This is a genomic window from Meridianimarinicoccus aquatilis (genome assembly GCF_004358675.1).
In the GTDB taxonomy this organism is placed as follows: Bacteria; Pseudomonadota; Alphaproteobacteria; order Rhodobacterales; family Rhodobacteraceae; genus Meridianimarinicoccus; species Meridianimarinicoccus aquatilis.
This window is the reverse complement of record NZ_SMZO01000008.1, coordinates 24,226-40,115: the sequence shown is the minus strand read 5'-3', so window position 1 is coordinate 40,115 and position 15,890 is coordinate 24,226. Positions and strand designations below refer to the sequence as shown.

The 15,890-nt window shown below is 56.0% G+C and carries 10 protein-coding genes; 6 read left to right on the top strand and 4 right to left on the bottom strand.

What is annotated here, in order from left to right; translation table 11 throughout:
• Position 1 precedes the first annotated feature (1 nt).
• The 5 genes from E2L05_RS05165 to E2L05_RS05145 are packed head-to-tail and all read left to right on the top strand — an operon-like array spanning position 2 to position 6,725.
• Positions 2 to 1,840, top strand: a complete 1,839-nt coding sequence (locus tag E2L05_RS05165) for a glycosyltransferase (RefSeq protein ID WP_133341831.1) — start codon at positions 2 to 4, stop codon at positions 1,838 to 1,840.
• Positions 1,830 to 3,152, top strand: coding sequence for a DUF3131 domain-containing protein (locus E2L05_RS05160; RefSeq protein WP_133341830.1), 1,323 nt, complete (start codon positions 1,830 to 1,832; stop codon positions 3,150 to 3,152). Before E2L05_RS05165 ends, E2L05_RS05160 begins: the two co-directional genes overlap by 11 nt.
• Positions 3,149 to 4,267: a hypothetical protein gene (locus E2L05_RS05155; protein WP_133341829.1), complete on the top strand. Its 1,119-nt coding sequence runs from the start codon at positions 3,149 to 3,151 to the stop codon at positions 4,265 to 4,267. The genes E2L05_RS05160 and E2L05_RS05155 overlap by 4 nt, the downstream gene beginning before the upstream one ends.
• Positions 4,264 to 5,769 (top strand): hypothetical protein, encoded by a 1,506-nt coding sequence (locus E2L05_RS05150; RefSeq protein WP_133341828.1) that lies wholly within the window; start codon positions 4,264 to 4,266, stop codon positions 5,767 to 5,769. The genes E2L05_RS05155 and E2L05_RS05150 overlap by 4 nt, the downstream gene beginning before the upstream one ends.
• Positions 5,770 to 5,789: 20 nt before the next feature.
• Positions 5,790 to 6,725 (top strand): alpha/beta hydrolase, encoded by a 936-nt coding sequence (locus tag E2L05_RS05145; protein ID WP_165971691.1) that lies wholly within the window; start codon positions 5,790 to 5,792, stop codon positions 6,723 to 6,725.
• A gap of 80 nt (positions 6,726 to 6,805) precedes the next feature.
• On the opposite strand, the gene E2L05_RS05140 is transcribed toward E2L05_RS05145, so the two are convergent.
• On the bottom strand, positions 6,806 to 9,247 hold the full coding sequence (locus E2L05_RS05140) for a calcium-binding protein (protein ID WP_133341826.1): 2,442 nt from the start codon (positions 9,245 to 9,247) through the stop codon (positions 6,806 to 6,808).
• Positions 9,248 to 9,879: 632 nt separating this feature from the next.
• Here E2L05_RS05140 and E2L05_RS05135 point away from each other — a divergent pair.
• The gene (locus tag E2L05_RS05135) at positions 9,880 to 12,363 is read left to right on the top strand and encodes a DUF6851 domain-containing protein (RefSeq protein WP_133341825.1); all 2,484 of its coding nucleotides are present in this window, start codon (positions 9,880 to 9,882) and stop codon (positions 12,361 to 12,363) included.
• A 9-nt stretch (positions 12,364 to 12,372) separates the two neighbouring features.
• Here E2L05_RS05135 and E2L05_RS05130 read toward each other — a convergent pair whose 3' ends face one another.
• From E2L05_RS05130 to E2L05_RS05120, 3 genes are read right to left on the bottom strand one after another with little or no spacing between them, the layout of a single operon-like run.
• Positions 12,373 to 12,927 (bottom strand): hypothetical protein, encoded by a 555-nt coding sequence (locus E2L05_RS05130; protein WP_243721875.1) that lies wholly within the window; start codon positions 12,925 to 12,927, stop codon positions 12,373 to 12,375.
• Positions 12,920 to 14,794, bottom strand: a complete 1,875-nt coding sequence (locus E2L05_RS05125; protein WP_133341824.1) for a glycerophosphodiester phosphodiesterase — start codon at positions 14,792 to 14,794, stop codon at positions 12,920 to 12,922. The genes E2L05_RS05130 and E2L05_RS05125 overlap by 8 nt, the downstream gene beginning before the upstream one ends.
• A gap of 57 nt (positions 14,795 to 14,851) precedes the next feature.
• On the bottom strand, positions 14,852 to 15,769 hold the full coding sequence (locus tag E2L05_RS05120) for a LysR substrate-binding domain-containing protein (RefSeq protein WP_133341823.1): 918 nt from the start codon (positions 15,767 to 15,769) through the stop codon (positions 14,852 to 14,854).
• Positions 15,770 to 15,890: the final 121 nt, after the last annotated feature.

Genomic DNA, 15,890 nt, shown 5'->3' with positions numbered 1-15,890 from the left:
CATGGATGACTATTTTAACGCGTTTGAAGACCGGCAGCCACCCGAACCGCTTCCCTATTCGCCTTGGCGCGAAGCACTTTGGCAATTCACAGCAACGCTGAGTTTGGTCATCGGTGCATGGTATATAACATGGCGCTGGATGCATTCGCTCAACTACGATGCAATGTGGTTTTCCGTTGCGCTTGCGTTGGCAGAAACGCTGGCATTCATCGGGCTGATCCTGTTCGTCTACAATTTGTGGAAAGATCAACCGATCCCCGACATTCCCGCCCCGGCGTTGATTGAAGATATCGTTCCGAACAGCCCCGAAGCGGGACGGCCCATCGCGGTCGATATTCTGTTTGCAACCTACAATGAAGATCCGGAACTGGTCAGGCTCGGGATCATAGATTCCAAGGCTATCAGATACCCACATCCAATTGATGTGCGTATCCATATTCTTGATGACGGACGCCGACCAGAAATGCGGGCGGTTTGTGACGAAGAAGGTGTCAATTACATCAGCCGCACCACAAACGAAGGATTCAAAGCCGGGAACCTGCGCAACGCGATGGAGCAGACTTCGGGCGATCTGATGGTTATTTGCGATGCCGACACAAGGCCATTCCCAACCATTCTGGAACGGACGCTTGGCCACTTTCGCGATCCAAAGATGGCATGGGTTCAGACGCCGCAATGGTTTTATGATCTGCCAGCAGGGGAGCGTCTCCCTGTGCGGTTGGGTCGGAAATTTGGCCCCATTGGCCAACGGCTGGGATGCGGAATTGAGGCGGTCTTTGGCAAAGTGAACTTGGGCGAAGATCCCTTCGTCAACGACCCGCAGATGTTTTATGACGTGATCCAACGGCGCCGGAATTGGGCAAATGCTTCTTTTTGCTGTGGGGCAGGGTCGATCCACCGCCGCGAGGCCGTGATGGAGGCTGCGTTGCGGTCGTTCGGAGCCAGCGTTGAGGAACGCGTCATTGCATCTGAAGAAGAAATCACCCTGTCCAGCAAGGAAAACCGTGTCGCGCCGGAACTGATGGAAGCGATGCGCACCGAGGCCGTCGTGTCGGAAATCCTGACCCCGTACCGGTTCCATGTTTCGGAGGACATCTACACATCGATCGTGCTGCATTCCGACCGCGAACGCGGGTGGAAGTCGGTGCTTCATCCGACGATTGAAAGCAAGATGCTATCACCGCAGGATCTGCTCACGTGGACAATTCAGCGTTACAAATACGCTGGGGGCAGCCTTGATATTCTTATAAATGACAACCCTTTGTTTCGTCCCGGCCTGACCTTTGCGCAGCGGATGATGTATGGTTCGACCTTCTGGTCTTACTTGGGGTCGATTTGGAACTTCATTTTCCTGATTGCGCCGATCTTGTATTTGGGTACAGGCCTGTCGCCGGTCTCGGCCTATAGCACGACCTTTTTCCTTCACATTGTTCCATTTCTGATTACCTTGGAATTGGCCATGATGTTAGGGACTTGGGGGGTCGCAGGGTACGCCAGTAAATCCAGTTATCTCGCCTTTTTTCCTGTAGGTCTGCGGGCTATTGGAACTGTTCTGCGCGGAAAGAAAATTTCCTTTCCGGTGACACCGAAAGACCGCCAGTCAGGTCAGTTTTTAAACCTTGTGCGGCCGCAAATCGGAATTGTTGTTCTGACGCTTCTGTCGTCGGTTTGGGCTGTCGTGGCGCTTTCGGCCGATATGGACACGCCCCATTCCCTAACGGGTGTGGTTACGAACATTCTTTGGGGCTTGAACAACTGTCTGGCAATGTCAGGCATTATCTTCGCGGCGATGTGGCAGCCCGGCGAAATCGACGGAAAGGAAAACGAAGATGGACTTTAAGACAAACTTGGCCCGGGCAAGAGGTCATATCATCTTTGTTCTTGCGCTGATTTGTGGTTTCGCGCTGGTCGTTTACCTTGATGGGCTTGAAAAGGTGTCACTCATGCCGCGCGAAGAAGACCCCATGTCACGGTTTGATGAAATGGTCCCTCTGCCTCTGGCAATAACGGGGTCGGTGACGCCCGAGTATCTGGACTATGCCCGCACCGCATGGCGCTATTTCGAAAACAATACTGATCCCGTGACAGGGCTGGCCGGTTCGGCCGACAAGTATCCATCGACCACTATGTGGGAAACAGGGTCCTATTTGATCGCGACGGTATCGGCGGAACGTCTGGCGATTGTGAGCCGCGATGAAGCGGCGCAACGGATCGCGAAGGTCATCGAAAGCCTTGGCCAAATGGTTTTGTTCGAAGACAGTCTGCCCAACAAGGCGTACGACACTCGCAGTCTTCAGATGGTCGATTATGGCAACAACCCTACCACGATTGGCTTGGGCTGGTCAGCGCTGGATGTTGCGCGCGTTGTCGCCGCTTTGGTCATTGTGCAACATAACTATCCTGAACAGGCGACGGCAGTTGAAGATCTGTTCGACCTTTGGGATCTGGACCGCGTCGTACGCGAAGGCGAATTGATTGGTACGAATGTTTCCGATGGAGTTGTGCGCGAAAATCAAGAGGGCCGCGTCGGATACGAACAATACGCCGCCAAGGCGATGATGCTGTTGGGGTATGACGCATCCATGGCATTGGAAGTGCGGAGCAATCTGATGGTCAAGGATGTTGAAGGCGTGCCAATCCCGGTCGACACGCGTTTGAACCGCAATAAAGTGCCGGCATTGACCACAAGCGAGCCTTATCTCTTCGACGGATTGGAATTCGGCTTTGACACCCGATCACGTTTGTTTGGTACGGCTGTCTATCGGGCGCAGGAATTGCGCTATCGCAAGACCGGAATCCTGACTGCCGTGAGCGAAGGGCACATTACCGTTGAGCCATACTTTGCCTATGCGTCAGTTTGGGGTGGTGGGCAGCCATGGGCGGTACTGACGTTTCAAGGGGATCGCGCGGACAGTCGTCGCACACTCAGTACCAAGGCCGCGTTTGGGTGGGATGCATTGTTTGCCACAGATTACACAAGCGAATTGGTCGATGCGATTGTTCCCATGGAAAACAAGGAACGTGGATGGCCAGAAGGCATTTATGAAAACGGCGGAGAGGTGAACGACTCGTACACAGCGAACACAAATGCTGTCGTACTTGCATCTATCGCATTCCGGGCGGATGGCCCCCTGATGAGGGATGAAAAATGACATCACTAGGTGGATGGATGGCGACCTCGCTTTTGGCCGCGGTTTATCCGCTGATGGCAACTGCGCAGGCGCCCTGTGTGGCGTCTGCGTTTGATAAACCATTGCCAGCGGCCGAAAACGTCGTGACCAGATATGCCGATGTTCCTGCGGCAAATTTTCCGGGCAGATGGCAAGAGGGTCAAATCCACGACTACATTTACCAGCTCTTTCCTGATCTGACCGGCACAGTTGGGTCGCCCCCGCGCATGAACGATTGGCGGGTCGAGGTATCGTGCGATGAACAAGCGCGAACTTGCGTGACAGAACCGAGTGATGCGGCACCTGAATTGGCAGTTTTGATTGCAGAAGTGCTGGGGCGGTGTCTTTTGGGGGCAAATATCACAGCTGAGGCCGTGGAAAGCCTGTGGACCACCCCAGAAGTCGTACCTGTGCCGCTTCCCGACGCGCCGCCCGCTGTGGTCGAGGTGGAGCAGATCCCAGAGCCGGAGCAAGACTTGGCCGCAACCCTACAGGACGAAGAGGCAGAACGGGGCGCGGCTATTCCTCCGTCATTCTTGCTCGCAGAGCAATCAGACGAAACGCCTGATGAACAATCTTCGGATAGCGAGCCACGGCCGCTACAGCCGTTAACGTCGGCGCAAGACGAGGCAACCACGGAACCGGCTTTAGGTGCGGAAGCTTTGTCAGAGCCGTCTATTTCCTCTGAAAACGGAACAGACACCGACGACACGATAAGTGTAGAGACGTTACCAGAGTCCGTGAGCCCGACGCTGGATGACGCGGGAACGCCACAGACTGAAACTGTGGCGACCCTGCCAAGTTCGGATGGCGACAGCAATCCAAACCCCTCATCAAACCCGCGCCTCGAGTCACCAGAGTCGGAGGCGTCGCCGCAGCCGCCAGCAGATTGCGGCCTCCAGTTGGTGCAGGAGGGCCCGCCAGTGCTAACCCTTCAAAGGCTGCTTGTTATCGCAGAACAAGATCCGGGGCCGCTTGACGGGCTGATGGGTCGGCGGACCGGGGCCGCATTGGTTGCCTATCTTGGGCCGGACGCTGCCGATCTGTCCATCGAAGAAGCTATTCGCCAAGTCGATCTGGAATTGTGTAACCAATGACTTTCATCGGGCGAGCGACCCGCCCGATGGCTCGTGTGGCCATGGTGAGCTTTGCTTGTTTCATTCCAATGAACGCCGCTGTTTCGCAATCGTCCGGACAGGAGGCAGGCAGCCCCGCCGCATCGGTCGACACGTCAGTCCTTTTTACGCCGGGTGCGCAGGAAATATTGCGGGACAGTCCGAATGTTTTTTTCTCGTCCCGTTTTCAGATTGGGCGCGTCGGGTCATGGAGTTATCGGCTTTTCCCTGACGGATCTGCTCTTGTTCTTCCTGATCGCGACAACTCCGCAGCGGATTACAGCATTGATTGCCCGACCCGAGCAAGTTGCGTCATCTCCGGTTCTGATGGCAGCACGGAAACTGTGACGGCGAATTCTCCCTCGCCTGTGGAGCCGGGAACCACCGATGGGCGCGCTCTGGCGCAGACGCTTGCATACTGGATCATGACGGGGAAGTACCCGCCGGCGCAACCTGTGTTCGTCCCCTCGGCACCGACATCGCCCGCGCCCGCCGCCTTGTCATCCGAACCGCTGTCAGGACAAGGCCTGTCAACCGGTGCAGCAAAGCCCGCTCTGGCCTCGCAGCCGAGCATCCCCACCGTCGCCGGTGCAGTTTTGGAAGCTCCGGTTCGGTCAGTGCCGACTGAACCTGAAGAAGTTGAGGTCGAAGTTGCGCAATTAACCCCAGCCGAGGCAGAGATTGTCAATGAAGAACTGCAACAGGATTGGACGCCGGAACCAACAGCGGTCGTGATCCCGGTGCTGACAAATCGCAAAGCACCGACACCTACAGCAGAACCTAAAGCGACCAATGAACCGAAAGCTCGCGAAACTCTGGCCGAAAAGTTCCGTTTAAGCTGTTCTGTCAGCGCTGTCTTCGGTTTGCAGTTCAACGATTACAAAGACGGCAGCAAGGAATTCGGCAAACAGACGGCCAGTTTCGGCTGCGGCGCGCGCCTGACCGAACGATTGTCTTTGCGGTTGTCTGTGATTGCTTATCGCGTTCAGGATCAAAAAGCCCCTTGGGACCCGAATTTCACTTATGCCTTGTCCTATCGGTTCACGGATTGGCTCACGCTCGGGTATTCAAGTTACTCAGCGCAGTTCAGTGATCCGGGCGGGAACCTGCTAAACGCGTTCAGCAGCGGCAGTTTCCAGTTGTCGGCAAAGCTGCCTAATCTGCCACTTGGTGAAACCAGAAATTTGGCGTGCTCATCGTTTGTGAGCGTACCTCAGGACTACGATCACCGTTTCGGTCTGTCTTGCGGGATCCGTGCGACTGAAAAACTCACGGTTCGTGGCACGATTTATGCGTACCCCAAAAGCGGTCAAGAGCCTTGGGACCCAGATTATGTGTATACTGCGGCCTATGCTTTGACCGATGACATTCGCATTGAATATGCGAATTATGCTAACAATCGTTGGCCTTGGAACGGGTCCACAAGCACAGAACCGGGGCCGCTTGGTGGCACGTTTCGCGTGTCCTACCGGCTGAAGTTCTAGAGAAAATGGAAAGGCTTGCAATGCCCGTCAACATTCCTTCGTTCGTTTTCACAATGCTTGCATGCACAGTCGTCGGCGCACCTACAATGGCGGACATGTCCCATGGCACCGTCCGCAGTGATACGACGGTGACAAGCACGATCTTGGAAAAACCTGTAAGTTACGCGCTTTATCTGCCGCCGGGCTATGACACTGACAGTCGGTCGTATCCGGTGATCTACCTGATGCATGGGGGGGGCACCGGGGCGCCTTTTGACTGGTTTTCACTAGCCGGGGCCGACACTGTCTTTGATCGGCTGATTGAAGAGGGCATGGTGCCACCCTTCATCGCCATTGCACCAGATGGGCGGCGTGATGCCGCCAATGAAGTCGCCACATATTTCATGAACGACGCGGATGGGGCGCATAATTGGGAAGACATGTTTTTGCAAGAATTCGTGCCTTTGATGGAGGTACGCTATCGTGCAATGTCGTCGTCCAAGTCGCGCGGCTTGCTTGGTATTTCCATGGGCGGACATGCGGCCATAGCGTATACGCTGCGCTATCCCGATGTGTTTGCCGGGTCTGTTTCCCTGAGCGGGGCGTTTAGAACGGCTGAGCAAATTACGGCGCTGAACCAACCCGCCTATGAAAGTCGATATGGCAAGGCATGGGGTGAGGGATTAGAGGGCGATGCCCGCTTGAACGAGGCCTGGGCCAACAGTGATTTGCCTCAAGTCGTTGCCGAAACCGATGCCGCCGGGTTTCGAAGGGTGCCGCGGATCTTCATAGATGTTGGGGCGGACGATCCGTTTTTCGAAGGCAATGCTGACCTGCATTTGGATTTAAAAACTGCGGGGATCCGTCATCGTTTCATGGTGCGAGAAGGTGGGCACAACTGGCCCTATTGGCGCAGTGGTTTGGAAGAGGCGGTCGTTCATCTAGGTAAGATCTTTACCCGCGATTATGGCGAATAGCTCAAAGACCAAATCACCCTGCTCAAAAGACAAAAGCCCCGATCCTTGCGCAAAGGATCGGGGCTTTTCTATCTACAAGATCAGAAGATGAAGTTGTCGTGGCCCAGATCTGCCAGTTCGACCGACTTCAGGATCAGCTTGTCGCCTTCGGCTGCGCCTTCCAGCTTGCTGAGGTCCATGATGGTTGCCCAGCCTTGGTCCGTCGCGGTGCACATCGCAGTTTCCAGATCGGTGTTATAAGCGCTCAGGTCCAAGATATCGAGGTCAGCTTCGAAATCGTGGACGAAGTCTTTGCCGTCGCCTGCTTTGAACACGAATGTGTCTGCGTCGCCGTCAGCGGACCAGTTGCCGCCCCAAAGCTGGTCGTCTCCGCTTCCGCCTTCGATCACGTCAGAACCTGTGCCGCCAACCAGCTTGTCCGCAGCGTCGCCACCGTTCAGCGTGTCGTTGCCGGTGCCGCCATCAAGATAGTCCTGACCAAACCCGCCCGAGATTGCATCATTTCCAGCTTCACCGCGCAGTTTGTCGTTGCCCGCGCCGCCAAAGATTGCGTCGTCGCCGTTCGCGCCGGCCACGATGTCGTTGCCCTGGTCGCCGTACAGGCTGTCATCGCCGGATCCGCCGTTCAGGTCGTCATCGCCTTCGTTCCCGTGGATCTCGTCGTTGCCTTCACCGCCGCGCAGTGTATCGTTTCCGCCTTCGACCAGTGTCAGCACCGGCTCACGCAAGAGAACTGCTGCTTCAGCGTCAATTTCGGCGAATGCATCTGCCGAGCGCGGATCAACGGCACCGTCATTCGATCCTGTTGCTGGCGCCTCGGACATGAACTCAGAATATGCGGTACCTGCGTCCCAATCGGCATTGACCTTGAAAATGCCGCCTGTTGAACCGGTCGAAATGTCCAAGTCGTGGTCGCCGTTGTTCATGCCGTAGTAAAGGTTGCCTTCGCCATCAAAGAAGACCGCGCCGTATGCCCCTTTGGCCATGCCATTTTCCATATTGGTGCCATAGAGCGTTCCAGTGATTGCGATTTCCGAAAATGTTGGCTGGCCACCGTCTTCGACGTTGCTGACGTCGATTTTTACAACCTTGCCGTCACCACCATTTTTGTTTGGGGCCACAACAGCATAAAAGGCGTTTGCTGCGGCGCTGTATGCCAGGTCATAGGTCGCGCTGGTGAACATGGACGTTGGGAAATGGAAGTGCTTGATCGCAGGATTGCCGTCGGCATCGCGGTCATCAACATCCACAACGCTGATGCGGTTCAGTTTCGAGTGGAACGTCCAAAGGTTGCCTGCGTCATCGAAATCACCAACGTAATCCGCATAGAAACCGTCGCCGACCCGGTATGTCGCGCCATCTGCATCGATCATAACGATGTCTGTGTTGCTGACTGCATTGCCGAGCGAGTCTGTGCCATTCGATTTGGCAACACCATAGATCAGGTCGTCTTCGACGTTGAAGCCGACTGCGTTGATCTTGAAGTTCGGCGCAGTGCCGACCTCGGTGTACGACTTGCTTTCGGTGTCGAAGATATGCAGGTGGCCGTCGATGACCTGGTACAGCTTTGCCTGGCCAGCAGCGAAAGCGCTTACAGTGACTTCTTCGCCGCCAACCGTGACGTCCTTGTCATAGGACACGATTGGACCGTCAAAGTTGAAAGACTTGCCGTCGCTTGCTTCGACTGCGCGGAAGGTCAGCGCCCCTTCTTCACCAGTGCTGACCACATCGACTTCAAAAGTCTGATAGGCACCGGAAACTGTTTCAACAGTGTCGACAACTTCGCCGTTCCAGATCACTTCGACCGCTGCCGACGACTTCCCGCCAGCAAGGTTTGCCGCCAACTCGAACGAGATGGTGTAGGTTTCGCCTGCCAGTGTCTGTGCAGAGTGCGAAATTGCCTCGTTGCCCAAGTCGTCTGTCATGGTCCATGCGCCGGCCTGTTCAAGCGCACCAAAGGTCGTCGCAGCGGCGCCAGTGTCAGACAGCAGGTTGTCGCCCTTGTTGTCGCCATAGATCACGTCATTGCCTGCGCCGCCGTTGACGATGTCGTCACCCAGCCCGCCTTCGGCATAGTCGTCGCCATCTTCGAGGTTCAGAATATCATTGCCTTCTTCACCGAAAGCCCGGTCATTGCCGCGACCGGCGTTCAGAATGTCGTTGCCCGCGCCAGCGAACAGGCTGTCATGGCCGCCGTTGCCCAAAAGCACATCGTCGCCCATGCCCGTCACGATGACGTCGTTGTAAGAACGCGTCAGGCCGTAATCGCTCACGACAAGCTTGGTGATGTCAAAAACCCAGAATTCACCGTTGAACGACCACTCATCGCCAACCATGTCGCCAGCTGCCAGGTCGTTGCCAAGGCCGGTGGAAATAGTGTCGTCGCCCTGACGACCATTGACCCAATCGACCTTGTTGACCGCTTCGATCAGCGAAACGCCTTGGTCGTTTTCAAACCCATCAGCGATGGTGTCTTGGTTGGATGTGCCAAGAAATTCGTAGACTGTCTGGGTAAGGGGCATAGAAGTTCCAATCAGGTTGTTAGCGTCTGGTGAAGCGTTGAAACCGGTTCGTTTGGTTCAGGCTCTGTGCGTTCGTTTCGTTGCAGCAGGTATCGCACGGCCGTCTTGGAAATGATTGTGAGCAACAGGTTAATTGAGTGACCAAAAGGATAGTCGCTTTGCACTTCTGCAGTGGGAATTGCTTAAAAACAGGGGAGTAGTGTTGTGTTTTGCCCTGCCACAGTAGAATCGCCCTTCAAGCAGACCTGCTGCGATCGCGAAAATGCTGGTTCCGGATTGCGCATTTCCATTTGCGAGGCGGAAATGTGTTCTAGCCTGCCAAAAAGGCGGCTCGCACTTTCGGGATGCGTTTGTGCCATCTTTGGGTGGACGGCACCTTGTTTCGTGCAATAAAGATATATTTCGAACGCAACAAAAATGCAGTTGACGTTGAATTGGGCCGAAAACCCATACTTATCACACCAGACATAGCCAAAAGGATATCGGTTCTATCCCGATGCTCCAATTCATAGCCTTTGTCTTAGAGCGTGCCGTGCTACGAAGCTTCAAGCTACAACTTATGGTCGATTTTTTATGCCTAAGTCGATTTGGAATTGGCGTAATTATACGTCGCCAGACGGAGGAGATGGTTGATGGGACGTGGAACATACCTAACGAGCGTGTCTAGCTGGTTGTCGCACCGGAATGTGTCAGACCGGTATTATGTCGGCACCAATAGAGACGATAATGTCATTTTGAGTGCCCAGGCACGTGCCGCGTTCTTATTGAACGGCGACGATACATTACTCGCATCCGCCTATATCCCGCGCATTGTGGCGGGTAATGGCAACGATCACATCACCCTTGAGAATGGTGGGGCGATCGTTGATCTCGGGAACGGCAATGATGTTCTGGTGTCCGATGGTCCGGTTGGCCTTCTGACCGCTGGCAACGGAAACGATGCAGTTACACTCGCCGATGGTGGCGAGAAGATCGACTTAGGCAAAGGAAGCGACGCGCTGACGGCCGATGGACATGTCACCGTGCTGAAGGCTGGAAAGGGGAACGATACGGTCGCCTTGTCCGACGGAGCGGGTCATGTCGATCTGGGCCACGGAAACGATACGCTGGTTGCAGACGGCTATGTCGACACTGTTGATGCCGGAAACGGCAAGGATGAGATCACCCTAACTGCTGGCGGAGGTATGATTGATCTGGGTCGCGGCAATGACACGTTGACCGTCGGACCCGAGGCCGCAACGTTTGCCGATGGCGGGCGCGGAAAGGATGCCTTGGTCTTCACCGATGATATCGGCCAGTTCGATATAGCCCTGTCAGGCGATGAGATCGTGTTCATCGGGCGATTCTCTGGTGAAGAATTTACAGCGAAGAATTTTGAAACCTTTACCTTCAACGATGCGGACCTGTCCCTTGAGGAACTGCGCGCAGCCTATGACGAGGATGCGTTGCCGGTCATCAGCGTCGGCGGTGGTACACAAACAGTAACAGTGAACGATGTCAGCCCGACGGTCAGCGTCATCTGGGATCGCACCGTTCAGCAGATGATTATCGAGAACACCGGTCCAAACGGTCCCACTATCGCGTCACGTGCCTATGCCATGGTTCACACCGCAATCTACGATGCCTGGTCCAGCTATGATGATACGGCTGTTCGCGTCTCGTTCGACCTGGAAGGCGACAATACAGCTTTGGAGGCGGGGGCGGTTTCGTCTGACGCCAATAAAGAAAAGGCGATGAGCTATGCCGCCTTCACCGTTCTGTCGCACTTGTTGCCTGGTCACGACGCGTTGCTTGAAACAGTCATGCAGGATCGGCTTGGTTTTGATCTGACAGATGACGGCAGCATAGAGGCAGCGATCGGAATCGACGCAGCCGAAGATCTCTTGGCCTTGCGCATTGATGACGGATCGAACGAAGCGGGCGGTTATACCGGGACGTTCACGCCGACCAATCCCGATCCGTCGCAGATCAACGACATCACGGCCTGGACACCGGAAAGCGTGCCGATCGATCCAGAGGGCGTTGCGCCATATCAGGAGTTTCTGACGCCGCAGTGGGGTGATGTTGAAAGCTTCGCTCTTCTCGAAGATGCCGATGGCGAGACCGATTTCAGCGACACGCTGCCGGTGCCGCCCAAGGCGTTCTTCACAGATGAGTACGCAGCATCCGTGCTGAATTTCGATGCAGCGACAATTACGCTTTCGGCTGATTTTGAACTTGATGGCGTGATCTACTTGGCTGGCGAAACGATTGATGTCTCGAAGGCCCTTATCGGGTCGGTCATCAATCAGGGTTTTATTGATCAGGCCATGGAAATCGTGAATATCTCGGCCAATCTGACCGACGAAGAAAAGATTATCGCAGAGTTCTGGGAAGACGCAGGTCAAACCGCCTTTCCGCCGGGCACATTCATGACTTTCGCGCAATTCGTGTCAGCACGCGACGACCATTCGATAGATCAAGATGCTGCGATGTTCCTTGCCATGGGCAATGCGGTCTTGGATGCCGGCATTGCCACATGGGAAGCCAAGGTCGAATACGACTATGTCCGGCCTGTACGTGCGATCCGCGACCTGGGTGAATTGGGTCTGATTGGCGAAATGGGCGTCGATGAGATTACTGGCGAGACGGGGTATGTGATTCAGGCCTGGGGCGGGGTCGATGAAACCGGGGCAGGGCGGGGCACTATGACCATTCTGGCCGAAAACTTCGTCACCTTTCAGCGTCCGAATGCTGATGCGTCGCCGCCCTTCGCGGAATACACGTCAGGGCACAGCGGTTTCAGTTCCGCCGGCGCGGAAGTTCTGTTGCGGTTTACCGGGTCCGATGAATTCGGCGGGTCGGTGACGTTTGAACCCGGCTCGACACAGTTCGAACTTGGCGTGCCATTGGTGGAAACAACCCTGTCTTGGGACACATTCACGGAAGCGGCGGATGAAGCGGGGATGTCACGTCTTTACGGGAATATTCACTTCACCGACGGCGATCTGTACGGTCGCGACCTTGGCAGGCAGGTGGGCGCAGATGCGTACGATTTGGCGCAGATGTTCGTGGATGGAACAGCCGTCGATTCAGATCGCCCGTTCTATACCGACGACTTCCTCTTCATGGTCTAGATCGGCCACCTAAGGAAACTCTGGCAAGCATTGGGCAAATCCATAGCCCCAACGCCATGGCAGGCCACTACACGGTCCCCCCCCAAGGCGGACGGCATTGAACATGGCGTCCGCCAATTGGTCATAAGGCAACGGTGTGGGGTCGTCTGCGGCCCCGGTTGTTGCCACGCATGTGTGCAGGGCGAGGTCGGCTGTCAGTCGTGCGGCATAGCTTTGCTCGATGTCTTGTGCGCCTTCGACAGCATGATAGGCCCTGTCATGTGTAACACAGCACGACTCCCAAGGGGGCTCGGCATCATAGGTTTGCGAAAAGCCCGGCACCACGTCTGACAACAAGGCCCAGCCCGCCGACAAACCACCGCTACACCCGTCAGTTGTAAACGGAACAGGGGTTCCCCCCGCATCCGCAACCACGCGCATCAATCCGCGATGGCCGGGCAATTCAAACGTGCGCTGAACAGTGTCCGGGACAGGACCGGTCACGTCTTGGGCGTTGATGTGCGTCGCAAAGGCTGCTGCAAGGCAGACTACAAAGGCGCCAATTTTTATCTCTGCATCAGGCATCGACACCGTCCACTTGCAAGTCAAAGCGGCCGATCCGGAACCGGTCCGTCAGCCACAAGATCAGGCGCTCTGGCACGGACAAGGCGTCTCGGGCCAAGATCACCTCGCGGGCCAGTGCCGGCTCGTCAGTGATCAATCCATCAATTCCCATTGAAAGCATGCGCGACATGGTTACGGGGTCATTGACGGTCCATGCATAGACCTGTTTGCCTTGGTCGCGTGCACGGCGAAGCACCTGCATGGAAATCTGACCCGTGTTCAACGCCAGGAAATCTGCATCGAGCCGCGAGAGGTTGCCAATCGACGTTGCAGCCAAAACGCCATATCGCCAGTCAGGCCGCAATGCGCGCATCTTCTGTATGCCGGGATACTTTAGAGACATGATCGCAACGTCCTGCACCATCTCTGTTTCTTCGACGATATCGGCGACCCGTTGTTCCAGATTTACGTCGTGGCCGTAATATTTCAGCTCGATCAAAACCTTGCCGCGCCCCTTCGCCGCGAGTAGCACGTCGCGCAGCATCGGGGTGCGTTGATCGGCATAGGCCGGGTCGAACCAGCTTCCGATATCGATATCGGCAAGGTCTTCCATTGTCGCGTCCCACACCTTGAGTGGGTTGCGCCCCAATTTCATAAAATCGCTGTCATGGGCGACAATCACCTGACCGTCCGCTGTTTCCTGCACGTCGATTTCGACCCAGTCGGCGTGATCGTCGAGCGCTTTGTTGACTGAGGAAATCGTGTTCTCGGGTCTGCTTCCAGCCGCGCCGCGATGTGCGATGACAAGGACATCGCGATCTGCGCGAACTTCGTCGAGCAGGTTATCGGCAAAGAAAACGCCAACGGATATCGCACCAAATGCCGCAATTCCAAAGGCCGCGAAGGGCAAAATCCCGGCTGTGCGGCGCCACCCATCGGGTAAGGGGGCCTGCGCAACGTCGGGCTTTACGCTGGTGAACAACCGGTCCAGCATGTCGGCGAGCGTGCCGTTGGCCAATGTCGACACGACGGACCCCAAGGTTGCCCAGGCGACGAGAATCGCAAGGCTCACGGCGGCGGCGGTTGCAAGATGGTTGCCAAACAAACCGGGCACCGCCGAGACGAGCGCGCCAGCAAGGCTGCTGAGAATGGCCGCCGCAAGGGCCCGCGCACCGGTCCAGGCGCCAAGGCGGATCACAACGCCTGTCTTGTACCCTTTGAGCAAGCGGGTGCTTTCGGCAAAGGCGCGACGGGGCGCAACATCGCTGAACAGGACAAGATGAAGCGCAATTGCCCAACCGGAGAGTCGCGGCAACACTATGGCAAGCAGCGCCAAAAGAACCACGGTAATAAGGCCCGACGCCACCAAGAACGAGGGCGGCATATAGGTCAGGTAGTAGTTTATGTCGTACTCGCGCAGCGTAAAGGCTGCGATGCCGGCCGCAACGGCAAGAAAAGGTGCCGCTAGAACAAGCAGCCGTATCACAAACAGGGTTGCAAAGTGAAAGAGGGCACTTGCGCGGTTCAGAACCATGTGCAGCCCGATGTTCAGGGCGCGGTGCGCCCCAGCCGCCACACTGCCATTGCGGGCACGGTCGCGCAGGATTGCTGTCATGACGGACATATCCAAAACTGCGGCGCAGATTGTCAGGCTTACGACAGTCAGTGTTGCAACGAAACCCCACGGTGTGAGGAGGAACATCGCGATATCCTGATCGGTGAGCGCGCTTTGATCCGATGTTTCAATCGCAGCGCCAAGCAAGAAAGTTGCAATTGGCGCGATTATGGCGATGACGATCAAACGGATCGCAAGATGCACGACGAAAAACGCCCAAAGGTTGCTCCATGCTTTATGCAAGCCGGATCGCAGGTCAGTCACGATGGTCATTAGTGTCCCCGATTGAGTTGCCCTATCATGCGGCTCAGCGCGGCCATGTAAACCGGCCTAAGTGCGCGTTCGGGCGTCGAGTTCAAAGGGCCGCAGACTTTCACGAAACCGGGCCATGAACTCCAGCGTGACCATTGAGGGGCGTTTATGGATCGGGCGGACAAGCGCCATTCGGTGTGGAACGCATTCAGAAAAGGGACGGGTTTCCACCCCGCGACCGCGATAGCCGGCCGCGTCCAACGCGCTGATGATGGACACACCGGCTTTGGCGGCCACAAGTTCACAGGCGGCAGTAAATTGGCGCGTTTCAACAACGGGGGCCATTGTGGCGCTTTGCGCATCGAACGCATCGGCCAATTCGCGAAAAAACGCGCTGTCGCGGCGCGTGTGGATCAAGGGGATGCCATCCAGATCGGCAGGTGTGATCCGCCGTTTGCGGCCCAGCTTGTGGCCGGTCGGGAAAATACACACCGACCGGATCAGGATCGTCTCACTGTCCACTGCCGGGTGATCTTCGAAATTGTCGGTGATGCCGCAATCATACTGCTCGCCGATGATCCATTCGAGAATGCGTTCGGGGCGGTCCGGCTCAAGTGTTGCCGTGACCCCCGGATGATCCGAAAGAAATTGCGCCAAGATACCCGGAAGGTGGCTGGTCGCGAAGCCGGGCAAACACGCGATCCGCAGATGCCCCGCTTTGCGTTCCGTCAAATTGCGACCGACTTCCGAAATATGGGTCATCATCTCTAGCAGGCGATTTATGTCCGGGATCAAAACCCGCGCTTCTTGCGTCGCAATAAGCCGCCCACCGTGCCGGTCGAACAGCGAGAAGCCCAACTCTGCCGACAGATCCGCCAACAGCCGACTTACGGCGGGTTGAGAAATTTCAAGATCCTGCGCCGCGCGTGTCATGGACCCATGTTGGGACACAGCTTTCAGCGCTTCGAGTTGTCGCAATCTGAGGGATGAGCGCATTTTGCAAGTCCAAGGTTCGGTCGCGTTAAAAATTCATAACATGATGTTATGACTGGGCAAGAAAAAATAGGATTGTCTTATGACTGTCATGTTGTAGTTTTATGGAATGGCAGCGCAGGCG

Coding starts and splice junctions, on each gene's coding strand:
- E2L05_RS05135 (WP_133341825.1), top strand. CDS start 9,880: ATGGGACGTGGAACATACCTAACGAGCGTGTCTAGCTGGTTGTCGCAC.
- E2L05_RS05145 (WP_165971691.1), top strand. CDS start 5,790: ATGCCCGTCAACATTCCTTCGTTCGTTTTCACAATGCTTGCATGCACA.
- E2L05_RS05150 (WP_133341828.1), top strand. CDS start 4,264: ATGACTTTCATCGGGCGAGCGACCCGCCCGATGGCTCGTGTGGCCATG.
- E2L05_RS05120 (WP_133341823.1), bottom strand. CDS start 15,769: ATGCGCTCATCCCTCAGATTGCGACAACTCGAAGCGCTGAAAGCTGTG.
- E2L05_RS05130 (WP_243721875.1), bottom strand. CDS start 12,927: ATGCCTGATGCAGAGATAAAAATTGGCGCCTTTGTAGTCTGCCTTGCA.
- E2L05_RS05140 (WP_133341826.1), bottom strand. CDS start 9,247: ATGCCCCTTACCCAGACAGTCTACGAATTTCTTGGCACATCCAACCAA.
- E2L05_RS05155 (WP_133341829.1), top strand. CDS start 3,149: ATGACATCACTAGGTGGATGGATGGCGACCTCGCTTTTGGCCGCGGTT.
- E2L05_RS05125 (WP_133341824.1), bottom strand. CDS start 14,794: ATGACCATCGTGACTGACCTGCGATCCGGCTTGCATAAAGCATGGAGC.
- E2L05_RS05160 (WP_133341830.1), top strand. CDS start 1,830: ATGGACTTTAAGACAAACTTGGCCCGGGCAAGAGGTCATATCATCTTT.
- E2L05_RS05165 (WP_133341831.1), top strand. CDS start 2: ATGGATGACTATTTTAACGCGTTTGAAGACCGGCAGCCACCCGAACCG.